Source organism: uncultured Tateyamaria sp., from assembly GCF_947487805.1.
Lineage (GTDB): Bacteria > Pseudomonadota > Alphaproteobacteria > Rhodobacterales > Rhodobacteraceae > Tateyamaria.
In genome coordinates this window covers 76522-95247 of the sequence record NZ_CANKXW010000008.1, presented here as the reverse complement: position 1 = coordinate 95247, position 18726 = coordinate 76522, and the positions used below count along the sequence as shown (strand labels likewise).

General features: G+C 62.1%; 19 protein-coding genes. 7 read left to right on the top strand and 12 right to left on the bottom strand.

Going from position 1 to position 18726, the window contains the following annotated elements:
- Positions 1-47: 47 nt before the first annotated feature.
- Positions 48-2018, bottom strand: a complete 1971-nt coding sequence (locus tag Q0949_RS17190; RefSeq protein ID WP_299375119.1) for a protein meaA — start codon at positions 2016-2018, stop codon at positions 48-50.
- Positions 2019-2100: 82 nt separating this feature from the next.
- On the bottom strand, positions 2101-2496 hold the full coding sequence (locus Q0949_RS17185) for a hypothetical protein (RefSeq protein WP_299375116.1): 396 nt from the start codon (positions 2494-2496) through the stop codon (positions 2101-2103).
- 86 nt (positions 2497-2582) lie between these two features.
- Between Q0949_RS17185 and Q0949_RS17180 the strand changes: the two genes are divergently transcribed.
- From Q0949_RS17180 to Q0949_RS17155, 6 genes are all read left to right on the top strand, one after another.
- Positions 2583-3971, top strand: coding sequence for a 1-acyl-sn-glycerol-3-phosphate acyltransferase (locus tag Q0949_RS17180; protein WP_299375113.1), 1389 nt, complete (start codon positions 2583-2585; stop codon positions 3969-3971).
- A gap of 110 nt (positions 3972-4081) precedes the next feature.
- On the top strand, positions 4082-5374 hold the full coding sequence (ccrA, locus tag Q0949_RS17175; RefSeq protein WP_299375110.1) for a crotonyl-CoA carboxylase/reductase: 1293 nt from the start codon (positions 4082-4084) through the stop codon (positions 5372-5374).
- 215 nt (positions 5375-5589) lie between these two features.
- A complete protein-coding gene (locus Q0949_RS17170; RefSeq protein ID WP_299375107.1) occupies positions 5590-5796 on the top strand; it encodes a hypothetical protein in 207 nt (68 codons plus the stop codon).
- Complete coding sequence (locus Q0949_RS17165; RefSeq protein ID WP_299375104.1) at positions 5732-6463, top strand: autoinducer binding domain-containing protein; 732 nt, start codon at positions 5732-5734, stop codon at positions 6461-6463. The genes Q0949_RS17170 and Q0949_RS17165 overlap by 65 nt, the downstream gene beginning before the upstream one ends.
- A 115-nt stretch (positions 6464-6578) precedes the next feature.
- A complete protein-coding gene (locus Q0949_RS17160) occupies positions 6579-7214 on the top strand; it encodes an acyl-homoserine-lactone synthase (protein ID WP_299375101.1) in 636 nt (211 codons plus the stop codon).
- 70 nt (positions 7215-7284) lie between these two features.
- Positions 7285-8814 (top strand): AAA family ATPase, encoded by a 1530-nt coding sequence (locus tag Q0949_RS17155; RefSeq protein WP_299375098.1) that lies wholly within the window; start codon positions 7285-7287, stop codon positions 8812-8814.
- Positions 8815-8849: 35 nt separating this feature from the next.
- On the opposite strand, the gene Q0949_RS17150 is transcribed toward Q0949_RS17155, so the two are convergent.
- The 10 genes from Q0949_RS17150 to Q0949_RS17105 form a co-directional block, all read right to left on the bottom strand.
- Positions 8850-9599, bottom strand: a complete 750-nt coding sequence (locus Q0949_RS17150; RefSeq protein ID WP_299375095.1) for a TIGR02186 family protein — start codon at positions 9597-9599, stop codon at positions 8850-8852.
- On the bottom strand, positions 9599-10516 hold the full coding sequence (locus Q0949_RS17145) for a sulfite exporter TauE/SafE family protein (RefSeq protein ID WP_299375092.1): 918 nt from the start codon (positions 10514-10516) through the stop codon (positions 9599-9601). The genes Q0949_RS17150 and Q0949_RS17145 overlap by 1 nt, the downstream gene beginning before the upstream one ends.
- 112 nt (positions 10517-10628) lie before the next feature.
- The gene (locus tag Q0949_RS17140; protein WP_299375089.1) at positions 10629-11603 is read right to left on the bottom strand and encodes an ABC transporter permease; all 975 of its coding nucleotides are present in this window, start codon (positions 11601-11603) and stop codon (positions 10629-10631) included.
- Positions 11600-12697: an ABC transporter permease gene (locus Q0949_RS17135; RefSeq protein WP_299375086.1), complete on the bottom strand. Its 1098-nt coding sequence runs from the start codon at positions 12695-12697 to the stop codon at positions 11600-11602. Before Q0949_RS17135 ends, Q0949_RS17140 begins: the two co-directional genes overlap by 4 nt.
- A 109-nt stretch (positions 12698-12806) precedes the next feature.
- Positions 12807-14327, bottom strand: a complete 1521-nt coding sequence (locus tag Q0949_RS17130) for an ABC transporter ATP-binding protein (RefSeq protein WP_299375083.1) — start codon at positions 14325-14327, stop codon at positions 12807-12809.
- Between the two features lie 94 nt (positions 14328-14421).
- The gene (locus tag Q0949_RS17125; RefSeq protein ID WP_299375080.1) at positions 14422-15417 is read right to left on the bottom strand and encodes a BMP family ABC transporter substrate-binding protein; all 996 of its coding nucleotides are present in this window, start codon (positions 15415-15417) and stop codon (positions 14422-14424) included.
- Positions 15418-15566: 149 nt separating this feature from the next.
- Entirely contained in the window at positions 15567-16022 is a 456-nt protein-coding gene (locus tag Q0949_RS17120) for a GNAT family N-acetyltransferase (RefSeq protein ID WP_299375077.1), read from the bottom strand.
- Entirely contained in the window at positions 16019-16591 is a 573-nt protein-coding gene (tsaB, locus tag Q0949_RS17115) for a tRNA (adenosine(37)-N6)-threonylcarbamoyltransferase complex dimerization subunit type 1 TsaB (protein ID WP_299375074.1), read from the bottom strand. The genes Q0949_RS17120 and tsaB overlap by 4 nt, the downstream gene beginning before the upstream one ends.
- Complete coding sequence (locus tag Q0949_RS17110) at positions 16588-16929, bottom strand: GFA family protein (RefSeq protein WP_299375415.1); 342 nt, start codon at positions 16927-16929, stop codon at positions 16588-16590. Before Q0949_RS17110 ends, tsaB begins: the two co-directional genes overlap by 4 nt.
- Before the next feature lie 67 nt (positions 16930-16996).
- A complete protein-coding gene (locus Q0949_RS17105) occupies positions 16997-17560 on the bottom strand; it encodes a NifU family protein (protein WP_299375072.1) in 564 nt (187 codons plus the stop codon).
- A 118-nt stretch (positions 17561-17678) separates the two neighbouring features.
- Between Q0949_RS17105 and Q0949_RS17100 the strand changes: the two genes are divergently transcribed.
- The gene (locus Q0949_RS17100) at positions 17679-18719 is read left to right on the top strand and encodes a hypothetical protein (protein WP_299375070.1); all 1041 of its coding nucleotides are present in this window, start codon (positions 17679-17681) and stop codon (positions 18717-18719) included.
- The last annotated feature ends 7 nt before the right edge of the window (positions 18720-18726 follow it).

Below are 18726 nucleotides of genomic sequence, written 5' to 3'. Positions count from 1 at the left end.
CCGCTGGAAATGCGTCGCCCAAGCCAGAGAGTGTGGCGTGGGCGACGCTATTCAGCGGCAACTGATTTGGAATCGGCCAATTCGACGATATCCGCCATGATGGTATTCAGCTCGAAATCCTTGGGCGTGTAGACGCGGGCGACACCCATGGCCTGAAGGTTCCTGGCGTCTTCGTCGGGAATGATGCCGCCAACGATGACGGGCACATGGCCAAGGCCCTCGGCCTGCATCCGGCGCATCAGATCGGCGACCAAGGGGATGTGGCTGCCCGACAGGATCGACAGGCCGACCACATGGGCTGCGTCCTCGCGGGCGGCTGTCACGATCTCTTCGGGTGTCAGGCGGATGCCCTCATAGGCGATGTCCATACCGCAATCGCGCGCGCGCACGGCGATCTGTTCGGCGCCGTTGGAATGTCCGTCAAGCCCCGGCTTTCCAACCAGAAACTTGAGCCTGCGCCCGAGCTTGTCGCTGACGGCATCCACGGCGGCGCGCAGGTCATCCAGGTTTTCGGTCATGTTCGATTGCCCGGCAGACACCCCGGTGGGGCCACGGTATTCACCGTGCACGGCGCGCATCTGTGCGGCCCATTCGCCGGTGGTCACGCCAGCCTTGGCGCAGGCGATGGATGCGGGCATGACATTGTCACCCGATTGCGCCGCGGCCCGCAGATCCGCCAACGCGGCGGTCACAGCATTCTGGTCGCGTGCGGTACGCCACGCCTCGAGCCGGTCAATCTGGTCCTGCTCCACTGCGGGATCGACCACCATGATCCCGCCATCGCCCGTCATCAGAGGCGACGGTTCTCCGGCCTGGTATTTGTTCACGCCGACAACGACGGTTTCACCCTGTTCGATACGGCCCAGACGTTCCGCATTGGATTGCACCAATTGCGATTTCATATAGTCGATTGCCGCAATCGCACCGCCCATCGCATCGAGATTGCCCAATTCATGGCGCGCGCCGTCTTTGAGCGCGGCCACTTTGGCATCGACCGCCGGGTTGCCGTCAAAGAGGTCGTCGAATTCCAGCAGATCGGTTTCATAAGCCATGATCTGCTGCATCCGCATCGACCATTGCTGGTCCCAGGGGCGGGGCAGGCCAAGTGCTTCGTTCCAGGCGGGCAATTGCACGGCGCGGGCGCGTGCCTTTTTCGAAAGTGTCACGGCCAGCATTTCGATCAGAATGCGGTAGACGTTGTTTTCCGGCTGCTGTTCGGTCAGGCCCAGCGAATTGACCTGCACGCCGTAGCGGAATCGTCGGAATTTGGGGTCGGTCACGCCATAGCGTTTCTCGCAAATCTCGTCCCACAGATCGACAAAAGCGCGCATTTTGCACATCTCGGTCACGAAACGGATGCCCGCATTCACAAAGAAAGAAATACGCCCCACAACCGCCGGGAAATCGGCGGGATCAATGCGTGGTTTCAGTGCATCCAGTACGGCCGTGGCCGTGGCGAGGGCAAAGGCCAGTTCCTGCTCCGGCGTGGCACCGGCCTCTTGCAGGTGGTAGGAACACACGTTCATCGGGTTCCATTTCGGTACATTGGTATAACAGTATTCGGCCACATCCGCGATCATGCGCAGCGATGGCTCGGGTGGGCAAATATAGGTGCCGCGGCTCAGGTATTCCTTGATCAGGTCGTTTTGCACCGTGCCTTGCAGCTTTGCCACATCCGCGCCTTGTTCCTCGGCCACGGCGATATAAAGCGACAGGAGCCAGGGCGCTGTCGCGTTGATCGTCATGGACGTGTTCATCTGTTCGAGCGGGATATCCGCGAACAGGGTCCGCATGTCGCCCAAATGGGAAACCGGCACGCCGACTTTGCCGACCTCGCCCCGCGCCAACACGTGGTCGCTGTCATAGCCCGTTTGCGTGGGCAGATCGAAGGCGACAGACAGGCCGGTCTGACCCTTGGCCAGGTTCGCACGATAGAGCGCATTGGATGCAGCGGCGGTGGAATGGCCTGCATAGGTGCGGATCAACCAGGGGCGGTCTTTCTTGACGGTGTCTGACATCTTGGCCTCCATCCCGCAGCGTGAATCACGCCGCGTAACAAAATTGCGTTTGATGTGAGGTATAGGTAATTTTGTGGCGCTGTCAATTCGCCGCATCGCGGCATTTTCTGCGCTGCGGCCAGATTGCGACGATCAACATGGCCCAACCCAGCAGACCGACGGAGTGGGCAGAGAGCGTCGCCTGATGGGAGAACGTCAAAAACGCAAGCACGACGTCCGGCGGGGGAGGGGATCCGACCACGGATTGCGCGGGTAGGCCGTCAAAAATCAGCCGGTAATAGGTGTAATATCCCTGCGGTGATGCCCAGATAAAGGTGATGAACAGGACACCCCAAATCGGCACGCGAATGATCAGGGGGCGCAGGCGCGTCATCACCCACGTCATCCCCAATGCGATCATCGCAAACAGGATCGAAACGATCACCAGCCCTACCCGGCCCAGCGGTCCCAGCGTAAAAAATGAATCTTCTGCGTACATGGCGCGCAGTTTCCGTCATTCGTGCAGACGATGCCAGCCTTGTTGACCCTTTACGCCGCGCGCATTGCGCTGCAAGGGTGCAGGGGATGATGACGACCGTGGAACTTCCGCTGTGGCTGTTTGTGCTGATCGTGCTGTTTGCGGCGGTCACCTTTGCCTCGCATTTCCTGTTTCCGTCCGTGCGCTGGTTCTTTCGGCGGCGGCTGGAGCGGGCGGTGGCGCGTCTGAACACGCGGCTGACACGCCCGATCGAGCCATTCAAGCTGGCCCGACGCTATGACATGATCCAGCGCCTGATTTACGATCCCGACGTGACGTCGGCCATTGTCGCCCATGCGCAGGCCAACAACGTGCCTGAGAACGTGGCATTCGAGCAGGCGCGGCGCTATGCGCGGGAAATCGTGCCCAGCTTCTCGGCCTTTGCCTATTTCAGCTTTGGCACGCGGGTCGCACGCTGGCTGGCGACGGCGCTTTATGATGTGCGCACCGGGCTGAACAACGACCAGCAGATCCAAAGCGTCGACCCCGATGCTACGGTGATCTTTGTCATGAACCACCGCAGCAACATGGACTACGTGCTGGTGACCTATCTCGCCGCGCGGTCCTCGGCGCTGAGCTATGCGGTAGGGGAATGGGCGCGGGTCTGGCCGTTGTCGCGGTTGATCAAGTCGATGGGGGCCTATTTCATCCGGCGGCGGTCACGCGGTCTGCTCTATCGCAAGGTATTGTCGCGTTATGTGCAACTGGCGACGCAGGCGGGGGTGACGCAGGCGATCTTTCCCGAAGGGGGGCTGAGCGTGAATGGTCGCCTGATGCCACTGAAGATGGGTCTACTGTCCTATGTGGTAGAGGGGTTTGACCCGTCCCATCGGGACGTCGTGTTTGTGCCCGTGGCGATCAACTATGACCGTGTCCTCGAAGACCGTGTGCTGATCGCGGCGGACCAACGGGGCGACCGGCGGTTCGGGGCGCGGATCACGGTGGTGATGGCGGCCATCCTGCGCCTGTTGTTGCAATGGGTCACGCGCCGCTATCACAAATTCGGTGTGGCGTCGGTGGTCTTTGGTCCGCCCGTGTCCCTGTCGGCGTTGACGGCGGATCACGATATCGACGCGCTGGCGCATACCTTGCGCGACAGCATCCAGGATGTGATGCCGGTTTTGTTCGTCCCGCTCTTGGCGCGGGTGTTTCTGGATGCAGACGCGCCGCTGACTGCGGCGGAGATGGAGGCAGCCGCGCGCGCGGCCCTGCCGGCGGATCGGGGCACGCGTCCGGTTGTGGTGGATGACAGTTTCGCTGCCGGTGTCGAGCAGGCCCGCGATGCCCTGTTGCGCCGGGGTGTGATCGAGGCGCAAGGGCATGGCTGGCAAATAGTGGATGGTGAAAGGCCGTTGTTCGAGTTTTACGCCAACTCCATCGACGAATTGGCTGCACCGCCGCGTAAACCTGAAAATGCTGCGGCTGCAAAGTCATAAAATTACAAAAAATGCCTACACGGTGTTGCAATGTTGCGCAGCACCCCATATTCAGCCCAAACACCCTGCGATTCTGCGCTGCGGCGCAAATCCCCAACTTGGAGGCTGACATGGCACTCGACACCGCTTCAGACACAGGCATCGCGTCCTATGACGCACCTGAAAAAGACCTCTATGAAATGGGCGAAATCCCCCCGATGGGATATGTCCCCAAACAGATGTACGCGTGGGCGATCCGCCGTGAACGGCACGGAACCCCGGATACGGCGATGCAGCTGGAGGTCGTGGACGTCCCAACGCTGGACAGCCACGAGGTACTGGTTTTGGTCATGGCGGCGGGGATCAACTACAACGGTGTCTGGGCGAGCCTCGGCCAGCCGATCAGCCCCTTTGACGGTCACGGCAAGCCGTTCCACATCGCAGGCTCGGACGCGTCGGGCATTGTCTGGGCGGTGGGTGACAAGGTCAAACGCTGGAAAGTCGGCGACGAGGTCGTGATCCACTGCAATCAGGACGATGGCGACGACGAACACTGCAACGGGGGCGACCCGATGTATTCGTCCAGCCAGCGCATCTGGGGCTACGAGACGCCCGACGGGTCGTTCGCGCAGTTCACCAACGTGCAGGCCCAGCAGCTGATGCCGCGGCCCAAGCACCTGACATGGGAAGAAAGCGCGTGCTACACGCTGACGCTCGCCACCGCTTACCGGATGCTGTTCGGCCACGAACCCCACGATCTGAAGCCTGGCCAGAACGTTCTGGTCTGGGGCGCGTCGGGCGGTCTGGGATCCTATGCAATCCAGCTGATCAACACCGCAGGTGCCAACGCCATCGGTGTGATCAGCGACGAGAGTAAACGTGATTTCGTCATGGATCTGGGCGCCAAGGGCGTGATCAACCGCAAGGACTTCGACTGCTGGGGCCAATTGCCGACGGTGAACACCCCCGAATACGCGGAGTGGTTCAAAGAGGCGCGCAAGTTCGGCAAGGCGATCTGGGACATCACTGGCAAGGGCAACAATGTCGACATGGTGTTCGAACACCCCGGCGAAAGCACGTTCCCGGTGTCGACCTTTGTCTGCAAAAAGGGCGGCATGGTCGTGATCTGTGCGGGCACCACCGGTTACAACCTGACCTTTGACGTGCGCTACATGTGGATGCACCAAAAGCGTCTGCAAGGCAGCCACTTTGCCCACCTCAAGCAGGCCTCGGCCGCCAACCACCTGATGGTGGAACGTCGCCTTGATCCCTGCATGTCCGAGGTGTTCGATTGGGATGACCTGCGCGAGGCGCACATGAAAATGATGCGCAACGAGCACAAGCCCGGCAACATGTCCGTTCTGGTGCAGGCGCCCAAGACCGGATTGCGGACGCTTGAGGATGCGCTGGAGGCGCGCCGTTAAGGTTCACACGCTCTGGATGAGTCGGAAACGCCCGCGAATCACCCTTGGTTGTCGCGGGCGTTTTTGAGTTTTGGACCACTTGTAACGGTATCAAAGGGTTAAAAATCGCCCCCTCACTATTTCTGGGGAGTAGAAAAGCGTGAATTTTCAAGCAGAGTTAACGCATGCTATAGTTGTGTTAACTTTTCATTAACCACTTGGAAGCGAGTCTTACCATGCGAAGTGACTGGATACTGGACGTTCTGACGGACCTCAAGACTTTTGCCCGCTCCAACGGCATGCCTGCGCTTGCCGAGCAGTTGGATGACACCGCAATTGTCGCGATGGCCGAGATCGCCGCGATGAAGGATGCGCAACATGGTCAGCGTCACCACGGCGAGGCAGCCGTTGGAACCCATTTTGGAGGACTTGGAAAAGGCTGAGGGGCTTGCCGCCCTTCAGGCGGCGTCCGAAGAGATACGTGACCACTATGGGGTCGATCACGTGGTGTACCACTGGGTCGATTCCGCCGGGGACCAATATGGATGTGGCACCTATTCGGACACGTGGCGGGATCGCTATCTGGAGCAGCAATATCTGCGGGTAGATCCGGTCATTCTCGGGTGTTTTCAACGGTTTCACCCCGTTGACTGGAAACGCCTCGACTGGTCGAGCAAGGCGGCGCGCGCCTTTCAGGCCGAAGCGATTGAACACGGTGTCGGAAACCAGGGATTTTCCGTACCAATACGCGGCCCCAACGGGCAGTTTGCACTCTTTACGGTCAGCCACTCATGCGACGACGACATGTGGGCGGAATGGACGGATGCGCATCGCCGCGATCTGATCCTGATTGCGCACACGTTCAACGAAAAGGCGCTGGAATTTGAACCGGACAGAACTCCGGAGCAATCCCAGTCACTGAGCCCGCGGGAGGTCGACGCCATGACCTTTCTGGCGATGGGCTACAGCCGGGCACAGGTGGCCGATACGCTCGCCATCTCGGAGCATACGCTGCGCGTCTATATCGAAAGCGCGCGGTTCAAACTGGGCGCGATGAACACGACACACGCGGTCGCGAGGGCCATGAGTCGCGGTCTGATCGTGGTATGACGCCCGCCTGTTGCCGCAGAGGGCAACACATCGCACGCGTGTATTAGTAGACGTTAACGCACGCATCGGTAGTATTTTGGTCATACCTGCCCCGGTTTGCCCAAGGAGTTCCCGAATGCTGCGCTATGTCTATGCCTCTGACCTTGCCGATCATCCCAAACTTGCCCGCACCATGTTTCGCGACCGCGCGGATCAATTCAAGACGCGTCTGGGATGGGATGTCGATATCGATGCCCACGGGCACGAACGGGACGAATATGACGATCTGAACCCGCTCTATGTCATTTGGGAAGAGCCGGACGGCAGCCATGGTGGCTCCATGCGGTTCCTGCCGACGGTGGGCCGCACGATGGTCAACGAACACTTTACAGACCTGATCTCCGGCCCGATCAAAAGCCCGCTGATCTGGGAATGCACCCGTTTTTGCCTGACCCGTGGCGCGGGTGGTCACGTCGCAGCCGCGTTGATGCTGGGCGGCGGCGAGATCATGCAGAACTTTGGCGTTGAACACTTTGTCGGCGTTTTTGATGCCCGAATGGTGCGCATCTACCGCATGATCGGATCTTCGCCCGAAGTGCTGGGCAGTGCCGGATCCGGCCGCGATCAGATCAGCGTTGGGCTTTGGCACTTTGACCCGGACGCGGCGGCCAAGGTCGCCGAACGCGCAGGCGTGCCCCTCGAACGGTCGCGCCAGTGGTTCGACCGCGCCTTTGGCACAGCGCCCGCGCCGACATTCGCGCAGACCGCCTGAGGGGCAACAATCCACGACAGCGCGTTGAAACCTGCTGGTTCATGCCGCGGCCCGGATATAGGGTCGCGGCATGACGCAGTCCCTCGCCCTTTCCGACGATCAGGCCAGTGCATTCGATGCGGTTACCGAGCTGCTGCGCGGTGCGGGGATCGATCTGGACGACGCACTTTTGATGCCGCCAAAGACCAAGACGGCCTCGGTGATGGCGATCACCGGCAAGGCGGGGTCTGGCAAAACGCTGCTCCTGTCCGAATTGTACAAAACGCTGGAAACTGCGGGCGTCGAGATCGTTTCGGGCGACTACGAATCCCGCAAGCGGCGGGACAAACGCACCCTGGCGATCTTGGCCCCCACCAACAAGGCCGCCAGTGTCCTGCGCTTTCGCGGGGTGCCCGCAACGACGATCCACCGCATCCTTTACACGCCCGTCTATGACCCCGAATATGAACGCATCGCGGAATGGCTGGCCGGAAATGGCGACCGCCCCGAGATCGAGGGGCTGACCGATCAGGCGCTCGACCGCGCACATGCGTTTTATCAGAACAACAAATCCATCCCCGGTGCGCTCGCGGCGGCCGGGCTGCGGGGCAGCGACTTTATCACCGGCTGGAAACGTCGCGAAGAGCCGCTGGATGTGGGTTTCATCGACGAGGCGTCGATGCTGGACGACAAACAGTTCGAGGATCTCAAGGAGATCTTTCCGACGCTGCTGCTCTTTGGTGACCCGGCACAGCTGGCCCCGGTCAACCAATCCGGCACGATGGTGTTCGAGAAACTGCCTGAACGCCGTGTGCTGAACCTCAACCGCATCCACCGGCAAGAGGCGGACAACCCGATCCTCGATCTGGCCCATGCGCTCGCCGATCCGCAGGTGGATTTTTACGCGTTTGAACGAATGGTCGAAGAGGCGGCGCAACGCGATGAGCGTGTCGTCTGGGGCCAGCGGGTCGAGGTCGATCTGATGGCGCGCAGCCCGGTGCTTGTGTGGCGCAACGCGACGCGCATCCGCCTGATCAACGCCTTCCGCAGTGTGCACGGTGCGCCCGAGGATCGTCTGCTCGAAGGCGAGCCGCTGATCTGCGACGGGCTCGAGTTGCCGCTCAAACACCGCAAAAAGCGCCTCGATCTCGAGGCACGGGGGCTGATCAAGGGCGCGCAGGTCATCTTTCTGGGCGAAGGGCGCAAACCGGGGTTCTCGCGCCTGCACGTGATGGGGGCCGAAGATCCGCAAGTCTCGGCGGCGTCCATCGTCAAGATTGAGAAACCCGATGAGGAAGAGCCGTTCATCCCTTTCGCCGCCCGTATGGGGGCGACGTTTCTGCATGGGGCCGCGGTGACCATCCACAAGGCGCAAGGCAGCCAATGGGACACGGTGCAGGTCTTTGCGCCGGACCTCTACGCCGCGGCGCGTATGGGTCGCAGCGAGGCGGGACAACCCTTGTGGAAACGTCTGGCCTATGTGGCGATCACCCGCGCGCAGGAACGGCTGATCTGGGTAGTGCGCAACCGGTTGTCGAAACCCACCGGCCCGCTCAGCGTGGACGATCTGCGCAGCACACCTGCCGCAACCCTTACGCTTGAGGCCGATACCGACCCGTAAGGTGTGCCTTTATGGCGCACCGCCACTTGGCGCGGTCAGTTCCGCAAAAGCGAAAAGGCCGCCGACGCACCCCAACCGGCAAAGATCGCAATCGCGAGCGACATCAGCCCATAGAGAAAGGGTTGATTGCGGCTCAGGCTATACAGCCACCGTTCCAGCCCGACTTTGCGCACGTCGATTGCCGTCTGGTAATGGTCCACAACCTGCCCGTCCCGCGTCAGCAGGATGCGCGTCTGATAGGCGCCTTCGGTCAACGCCGCGGGCAACTTGATCCGCGTGCGGAACAGCGTGTCATCGTCTATGACGACCTTGCCCTCAAGCAGTTGGAACGCCTCGGCTTTTTCCCGGATGCGGATCAGCGCTTTGACATAGCCGGTGGCATCCAGAACCGTCGTCGGCGCGCTGATCGATTGGATCATACTGGTCACCGTGACCCGGCGCAGGATGTTTTCGCGCGTGTCGAGCACGTCATCAATCGGGCCGCTTGTGGCCACGGCATAATAGCTCGGCGCGGCTTCGATCTCGACCACGTCCGTGTTGACCCAGATGCCGAACCGGCGTTCCTTTTTGCGGACCGACACGGGCACCGGCGGGCCGCTGATGGTGACGATGACACCCAGTTTGCCCTCTGGCTGCGGCGCGTCGCGTTTGACCGCGCCAAAGACAAAGATCTCGGAGCCGTCGAAATTGGTGGTGATCGCCACCTCTTTCTGGCTGAGGCCCAGCACCACTTCTTCGGCCGCAGCGGGCAGGGCGAGGCACAGCAGGATCATCAACAAGCGCATCAATGCCCCTCCGCCGCGCCGATGGAATAAAGCTCCGACGGCATGACCAGCAGGTCAAAGGCCAGCTTGCCGCAGACCGCCAGCACCATGATGGCCAGCAGGATACGCAGCTGTTCGGCCTTCATCTTTACGCCGATCCGCGTGCCGATCTGCGCGCCGATCACGCCACCGACCAGCAGCAGCACCGCCAGTACCACATCCACGGTAAAGTTCGTCGTGGCGTGCAGCATCGTGGTGAACGCGGTGACAAAGATGATCTGGAAGAGCGACGTGCCCACGACCACTTTGGTCGGCATGCCCAGCAGATAGATCATTGCCGGCACCATGATGAACCCGCCGCCAACACCCATGATCGCGGCCAGAATACCAACCACGAGACCCACCAAAAGCGGAGGTATCACCGAGATATAGAGGCCAGACACACGGAACCGCATCTTGAAGGGCAGCTTGTGGATCCAGTTGTGCTTCTTGCGCTTGGGCACCGCGCCGCCCTTGGCGGTCTTGCGGATCGCGTTCAGGCTTTCGATGAACATCAGCCCACCGATCACACCGAGGAACACCACATAGCAAAGCTTGACCAGCAGATCGACCTGGCCCAGCGATTTGAGGTAGTTGAAGACAAACACACCCAGCGCGGCGCCGACAAGGCCGCCGATCAGCAGCACAACCCCCATCCTGAGGTCCACCGTCTTGCGCCTGAAATGCGCGAGCACGCCGGAAAAGGACGAGGCGACGATCTGGTTGGCCTCGGTGGCCACCGCAACGGCAGGCGGGATGCCGATAAAGAACAGCAGCGGCGTCATCAGGAACCCGCCACCGACGCCGAACATGCCTGACAAAATACCCACCATTCCGCCCAATCCCAAAAGCAGGAAGGCGTTGACCGATACTTCGGCAATGGGCAGGTAGATTTGCATGGTCCCTGTTAGGACGGCGGCTGAACCGAAATCAAGGTGTCATGCCGCCGCGCAGCGAACTGGCGCTAAGTTTCTCGCCAATCTGGACGCATATGGTTTGCCTTTGTTCGCGTCAGCGTTCCTTGACGTACGGCTCCCCGCCCGCGCGGGGTGGAATGGCCTTGCCGACAAAGCCCGCGAGAATCACCACGGTCAGGATATAAGGCAGCGCATCGAGCAGTTGCACCTGTACCTTGAAGCCAAGCGCGCCCTCGATGATGTCGGGCCGCAGGGCGATGGCCTGGAGATACCCAAAGAGCAGCGTGGCCCACAGCGCGTGCCATGGCCGCCACTTGGCAAAGATCAGGGCAGCCAGCGCGATGAAGCCGCGCCCGGCGGTCATGTCCTTGACGAACCCGGCTTGCAGCCCGGTGGCCAGATAGGCACCGGCAATCCCGCACAGGATCCCGCAGATGCCCACCGCAGCAAAGCGCAGGCCAATGACGCTGACGCCCGCCGTGTCGACGGCCGCGGGGTTTTCACCCACCGCGCGCAGCCGCAGGCCAAAGCGCGTGCGGAACAGGATGTACCATGTCCCCGGCACACAAAGGAGCGCCACGTAGACCAGGATCGAATGGCCCGAGATCAGTTCGGAATAGATGGGCCCCAGAAACGGCACCGTGCTGAGCGCCTCGGCAAAGGGCAGGGTGATCGGCTCGAACCGTCCGCCGCCGATCAGCGACGGGGTGCGCCCGCCTTGTTGGAACCAGTCCTGCGCAATCAGAACCGTCATGCCCGCGGCGAGGAAGTTGATCGCTACGCCGGAAATCAGCTGGTTGCCACGAAAGGTGATTGAGGCAAGCCCATGGACTGCCGACAGCGTCAGGGATGCGCCGATCCCCGCCAGAAGGCCGACCCAGACATTCCCCGTCATCGCCGCAAGCGCGGCGGAGAAAAAGGCCGCGGCCAGCATCTTGCCCTCTAGGCCGATGTCAAAGATGCCGCCCCGTTCGGAGAAGAGCCCGGCAAGGCAGGCAAGCAGCAGGGGCGTGGCAAGCCGGACAGTGGAATCGAGGACCGAAAGGTCAAATAGTGCGAGAAAGTTCATGCGGCACCTCCCCGGCGCATCGCCAGAAAGATCCGTTCCAGCGGCATGCGGACCATGTTGTCCAGCGCGCCGGTGAACAGGATCACCAAGGCCTGGATGACCACGATCAGTTCGCGCGGGATCGACGTCCAGAGCGCGAGTTCAGCGCCGCCCTGATAGAGAAAGCCAAAGAGGATTGCGGCGAGGAATACGCCGAAGGGGTGGCTGCGGCCCATCAGGGCCACGGCGATGCCGATGAAGCCCGCGCCTTCAACCGCGTTCAGGACCAGACGCTCGGCCTCGCCCATCACATTGTTGATGGCCATCATGCCCGCCAGCGCGCCAGAGATCAGCATGGCGATCATGGTGATGCGCACCGCGCCGATCCCGGCATAGCGCGCCGCGCGTTGCGATTTGCCGTAGGACCGGATTTCGAGCCCCAGCGGCGTGCGCCAGATCAGGAGCCAGACCAGAACGCAGGCGATAAGCGCGATGACCAAAGAGACGTTGGCCGGTGCAGCCTTGGAAAAGGCGATACCGAAAGGGGCCAGGAGTTCGTGCAGGCTGGGCAAGTGAACGGCCTCGCGGAAGCGTTGAGTGGCGGGATCCATGCTGCCTGCGGGGCGCAGTTGATTGACCAGCATGTAGTTGAGGACGGCGGCGGCGATGAAGTTGAACATAATCGTGGTGATCACGATATGGCTGCCGCGCTTGGCTTGCAGATAGGCCGGGATCGCGGCCCAGAGCGCGCCGAAGACGGCCGCTCCGGCGGTGGCGGCCAGCAGTGCCACCGTCCAGTGCGGCCATGGGATGAAGAGCAGCACAAGTGCCACACCCAGCCCGCCCAGCATCGCCTGCCCCTCGCCGCCGATGTTGAAGAGGCCGGCGTGAAAGGCCACAGAGACGGCGAGGCCGGTGAACATGAAATTGGTGGCGTAGTAGAGCGTGTAGCCCCAGCCATAGGTCGAACCCAATGCGCCCGTGACCATCAGGTTGACGGCGGCCACGGGGTCTTCGCCGATGGCGAGGATGACGAGCGCCGACAGGATGGCGGCGAGGATCAGTGAGATCAGCGGCACGAGGATGACCTCGGCCCATTTGGGCATCACGTCCATGGTTTGCTTTCGTTCTCTGAATGCGTGCTGCGCACACGCGATGTTTCAGGGGGTTTCACCCCCGTCGCTTGCGCGACCCCCCCAAGGTATTTCTGGCGAAAGGAAGGGATCATGCGTCCACCCCTGCCATGAGGAGGCCGAGTTCCTTTTCATCGGTCTGGGTGGATTGGCGTTCGCCCATGATGCGACCGTCGAACATGACCGCGACGCGGTCGGCGAGGGACAGGATTTCCTCGAGCTCGACTGATACCAGCAGGATCGCCTTGCCCTGATCCCGCAGGGCCACGATTTGCTGGTGGATGAATTCGATGGCGCCGATGTCGACGCCGCGGGTTGGTTGGCCGATCAGGAGCAGGTCGGGATTGCGTTCGATCTCGCGGGCGAGGACGATCTTTTGCTGGTTGCCTCCGGAGAAGTTCTTGGCCGCCAGGTGCGGGTGCGGGGGGCGGACATCGAAACGGTCCATCTTGGCCTGGGTGTCGGCCTTGATCGCGGCATTGTTGCTGAGCATGCCGGATTGGTACTGAGCGTCGCGGTGATAGCCAAAGGCTGTATTTTCCCAAGCGGCGAAATCCATGATCAGGCCCTCGCGCTGGCGGTCCTCGGGGACGTGGGCGATACCGCGTGCGCGGCGGGACCGTCCGTCGGAATGGCGGCCGGTGAGGTCGATGGGCGCACCGTTCAGGGTGACCGTGCCTGTGGCATCGGCATATCCGCCCAGCACTTCGAGAAGTTCGGATTGGCCGTTTCCGGCCACGCCCGCGATGCCGAGGATTTCGCCCGCGCGCACCTGGAGATCGATGCCGCGCAGCCGTTCCACACCCTGTTCGTCCACGACGCGCAAGGCCTGGACGTCCAGAACGACGTCGCCTGGCGTTGCCGGGACCTTGTCGACGCGCAAGAGGACCTTGCGGCCTACCATCAGTTCGGCGAGCTCTTCGGGGCTGGTTTCGGATGTCTTGACCGTTGCCGTCATTTCGCCTCGGCGCATCACGCTGACAGTGTCGGTTATGTCCATAATCTCGCGCAGCTTGTGCGTGATCAGGATGATGGTTTTGCCCTCTTCGCGCAGGCGGCCGAGGATGCGGAAGAGCTGGTCGGCTTCTGCCGGGGTCAGCACGCCGGTGGGCTCGTCCAGGATCAGGATATCGGCCTGGCGGTAAAGCGCCTTGAGGATTTCCACACGCTGCTGCATGCCGACGCCGATATCTTCGATCAGGGCGTCGGGATCGACGTTCAATTCGTATTCGGCGGCCAGGTCGACCAGCGATTTGCGGGCCTTGGCCAGCGACGGTTTCAGGAACCCGCCGTCCTCGGCGCCGAGGATGATGTTTTCCAGCACGGTGAAGTTTTCGACCAGTTTGAAATGCTGGAACACCATGCCGATGCCCGCGGCAATCGCGGCCTGGCTGTCGGGGATGTCGGTGCGGGTGCCGGAGATGAAGATCTCGCCCGCGTCGGCCTTGTAAAACCCGTAAAGGATCGACATCAGCGTCGATTTGCCTGCGCCGTTTTCGCCGATGATCCCGTGGATGGTGCCGGGCATGACCCGGATCGAGATATCCTTGTTGGCCTGGACGGGGCCGAAGGCCTTGGAGATGCCTTTCAGCTCAATGGCGGGGGAGGTCATGGGGGCGATCCTTGGACGGCGGGGCGCGGTATGGGGTCAAAATCTGGGCCGCGACGGGATTAACCGCGCGGCCCAGCTGTGGTATGATCCGGGATCAGAAGTCCAGAACGGGGCAGCTGTCGTCGGACATGTAGTCGTGCACGGCCAGCTCGCCGCTTGCGATCTTGTCGGAGGCTTCGTCCACTGCGTTGCGCATCGAATCCGGCACCAGGTCGGCGTTGTGTTCGTCCAGCGCATAGCCGACGCCGCCATTGGCCAGACCCATCACCTGGAACCCGGTTTCCATGTCGACACCGTCGCTGAAGGCGGAGAAGACGGCGTTGTCGACGCGTTTCATCATCGATGTCAGGACCTTGCCCGAGTGCAGGTAGTTCTGGTTGCTGTCGACGCCGATGGACAGGATGCCCTCGTCGGCGGCGGTTTGCAGCACACCCACGCCGGTGCCGCCTGCGGCAGCGTAAACCACATCAGCGCCCTGGCTGATCTGGGCCTTGGTCAGTTCGGAGCCTTTGACCGGGTCGTTCCAGGCCGAGGGTGTCGTGCCTGTCATGTTGGCGACAACTGTTGCGTCCGCGTTCACGGCCTTGACGCCCTGGGCGTAGCCACAGGCGAATTTGCGGATCAGCGGGATGTCCATGCCGCCGATAAAGCCGACCGTATCGGATTCGGACGCCATCGCCGCCATCATGCCGACGAGGTAGGAGCCTTCGTGCTCGTTGAAGACAACCGAGCGCACGTTGGGCGCGTCAACAACCATGTCGATGATCGTGAACTTGGTGTCGGGATAGTCCGCGGCCACTTGACCCAACGCGTCGGCAAAGGCGAAACCGGCCATGACGATGGGGTTTGCGCCTGCTTCGGCAAAGCGGCGCAGGGCCTGCTCGCGCTGTGCTTCGGATTGCAGTTCGATTTCGCGGAACGTGCCGCCTGTCTCGTCGGCCCAACGCTTGGCACCGTTAAAGGCCGCTTCGTTGAAGGATTTGTCGAATTTGCCGCCAAGGTCAAAGATCAGCGCAGGATCGGCCAGCGCCGCACCGGCCGACAGGGCCATTGCCGCGGTCGCGCCGAGGAATTTCTGCATCAGGGTCATGGTGTCATCTCTCCCAGTTGTCATGGTTGGGGCAGCAGCAGCAGGGCTCCGCACGCCCGGGATCGCATTGATCATACGGGATTAGGCCGCAGGGGCGGGGTGGGGTCAACCGCTTTTTGACCATTTGGGCAAGGGTTTTGCGAGTGGACCTAAGGGCAAGCTGAAGCGTTGGGCGCGGCTGGGTCGGGAATCGTCAGGGGCAAGGCCGCGCGCATCACCAGCGCGTCCACGCGCCCGTCGCCGCGGGCGTAGTACCCGGTGCGACGGGCCACATGGGCAAAGCCAAAGCGGGCATAAAGCGCGCAGGCCGCTGCATTGTCGGCGGCAACCTCGAGAAAGGCGCTTTGCGCCAGCGGTGTCGCCGCCGTGGTCCACGCGTGCATCAGGCGGCGCCCTACGCCGCGGCCCTGTGCGGTTGGGTGTACGGCGATTGTCAACAGCTCCGCCTCGCCCGCAATGGCGCGCCAGATGGCAAAGCCATCGGGTCCGGTGGAGGTGAGGTGCGTGTGCGGCGCGGCCACAAGGGCGGAGATTTCCGAGGCATCCCACGCCCGGCTCGTCACGAAGGCGGCGGTGTGGATGGCGGCGGCGGCCTCCGGGGTCACGGCAGCACGCGCGGCGGCGCATCGCGCGCAGGCGCCGCGTCGGGGGGGCGGGCATAGAACGGGGCAGGGGCCGGGGGCCGGGTCGGCCACTGGCTGCATGCGTGCAGCGCGATAGCGCGGGCCAGATGCGCAGGCAGCGGGGCCGGGGCGCTGTCAACGTCCTGCGCAGGGATTTGCCGCGCCGCGCCGTCCTCCAGCACATAGACCATGTCGCGGGGCGCCGGGACGGTCACGGTACTGCCTTTGGGCGCCAAGCGTGCGCGCGCCTCGAACCCCGTGACGCCATAGGCCGGAATGCCCAGTCCCAGCGCCAGCCCCCGCGCCGCAGAGACGCCGATCCGGATGCCGGTGAAATTGCCGGGCCCGGTGCCCACTGCCAGCGCGTCCAAATCCCGCCAGTCACAGCCCTGCCCGCGCAGCACGTCCTCCAGCAGGCCCATCAGGCGTTCGGCCTGCCCGCGCGCCATGTCCTCGCCCGTCTCGGCCAACAGTACCTCACCACGCAGCAGCGCGGCGGCGCAATAGGGCCCCGAGGTGTCAAAGCCGAGGATCAACGGGGCGTCGGTCATTGCGGCGTTTTCAGGACGTCACGTGCCGACGCCTCGGCGCGCGGCAGCGCGTCCGCGATGTGCAGCCACGGCAGGGCGCTGTCGGCGTGGCTGTGCAGCGCCGGCTGCAACAGATCTGCCTGATCGAAAATTCCGACAGGGACATAGGTTTGATCGGGCAAGTAATCGAACTGCGCCGCCAGGGGGGATCCACATGCTGCGCAATGCCAGCGCCTGACACCGGGTGCATGGCTGCGGTCCACACCGGGGATGTCCAGGCCCGTCGTGTCAAACGCCGCGAATGCGGCAACCGGTGCACCGGTCCATCGGCGGCAATCTCCGCAATGACAATAGGCCACCGTCAGGGGTGGCCTATCCAGCGTCCATGTCGCGGCGCCACAATAGCATCTTGCCGTCAGCACGGGATCACACGGCGACGGGGCGCACTTCGGTGACTTCGGGGATGTAGTGCCGCAGCAGGTTCTCGATCCCCATCTTGAGCGTCAGGGTCGAAGACGGGCACCCGGCGCAGGCCCCCTGCATGTGCAGGTAGACCACGCCGCGATCAAAACCGTGAAAGGTGATGTCGCCGCCATCCTGTGCGACGGCGGGGCGCACGCGGCTGTCCAGCAGTTCCTTGATCTGGCCCACGACAACGGCATCTTCGCCATCATGATCGGCGTGACCGGAGGCAGGCGCGTGGCCATCGTCCATCACCGGTTGGCCCGACTGGAAGTGTTCCATGATCGCACCCAGCAGCGCGGGCTTGATATGATCCCAATCGACCGCGTCGGCTTTGGTCACGGTGACGAAATCCGTGCCAAAGAACACGCCCGTCACACCGTCGACGGCGAACACGCGCTTTGCCAAGGGCGACTTGGCAGCCGCGTCTGCGGTCGGAAAATCGGCGGTGCCCATGTCCAGCACGGTCTGACCGGGCAGGAATTTCAGCGTTGCGGGGTTGGGTGTCGATTCTGTCTGGATGAACATCGGGCATCTCCTGAGCGTTATACTAGGATATGCGGGTGCGGCGCGGCAGTGTCAAGGTTTGGAACCGTTCTAAAATGCGCGCCCGGCCCCATTCCAGAATTAACGATTCGCGGAATACGTGTTATTTTCTGCGAATTGTTTACTCTGGGGATTACTGGAAATGCGATCGTTTCAAACCACACCCCCGCGTTTGCGCAAAACTGCGGGCACTTCAAATCTGTATAACAACGAACAGGCTTATATTCTCATCACCGATGCGGTGACGCAAAGGGTCAGGGAACAGCTGGACGTCGAACGCCGCGAAAGGCGTGGCCTGTATCTTTCCTTGTTTGGTGTAGGTCTGACCGCGCTTATCGCCATTGGCGGCTATGTCAGCAGCGTGGTCATCGAAAGCGCTGTGCGGGCACAATTCGAAACCGCGCAGGAAGGGTTTATTTCCCAGGTTGAATTTCTGCAAAGATCGACATCGCTTTCGGTCAATCTGACCCGTATCGATCTGGCAAATTCGTATACAGAAGAGGAAATAGAAGGTCCGCTTCAGGAATTCCTGATCCTGAACAGTGCCTATGCCAGCGAAGCAGGCGGTTCCACCGTGCTAACCCGCGAAGTCATCACGGAAAACCGTGCCGCCTTGCGCACGTCGTTCGACGTTCTCATCCGCAACCTCGGTCAAACAGGAGAATTCGGCCGGATGGAACGGTTGCTGTCGCAGGCGCCCGGCTATGGTGAACTGAGTGACATCGCCATCCAGACCCTGACGCAAGCCTACGGGCGGCGCGTCATCGGTGCTGCTGGCGCGCCGCCCAGTTGGCAGGTCGCCGAGGCGGAGGCCAGTACCTACCAGATTTACCGCAGATATTCCGACCTCGCGCTCAAGAACGGGTTTCCAGAACTCTACCTCGCCCACGAACCGCTGGTCTGGATGATCGAGGGACGGGCCGAAAGCGAGATCGACCAGTTGGTGGCCGACATCGACGATCTCAACGACCCGGACAAGGAAAATTATATGAACATCCTGGCGCGGCTGGCTACGCAGGGGTTTACCTCACGCGAAAACGCTGAAAGCAGGCGCATCGCTGACCGCGCGACTGAATTCATAGAAAAGTATCAGGACCGATCCGAAGCGGTGGGGGCCGTCGCCTTTGCAATCGCACAATAGCGGTCGC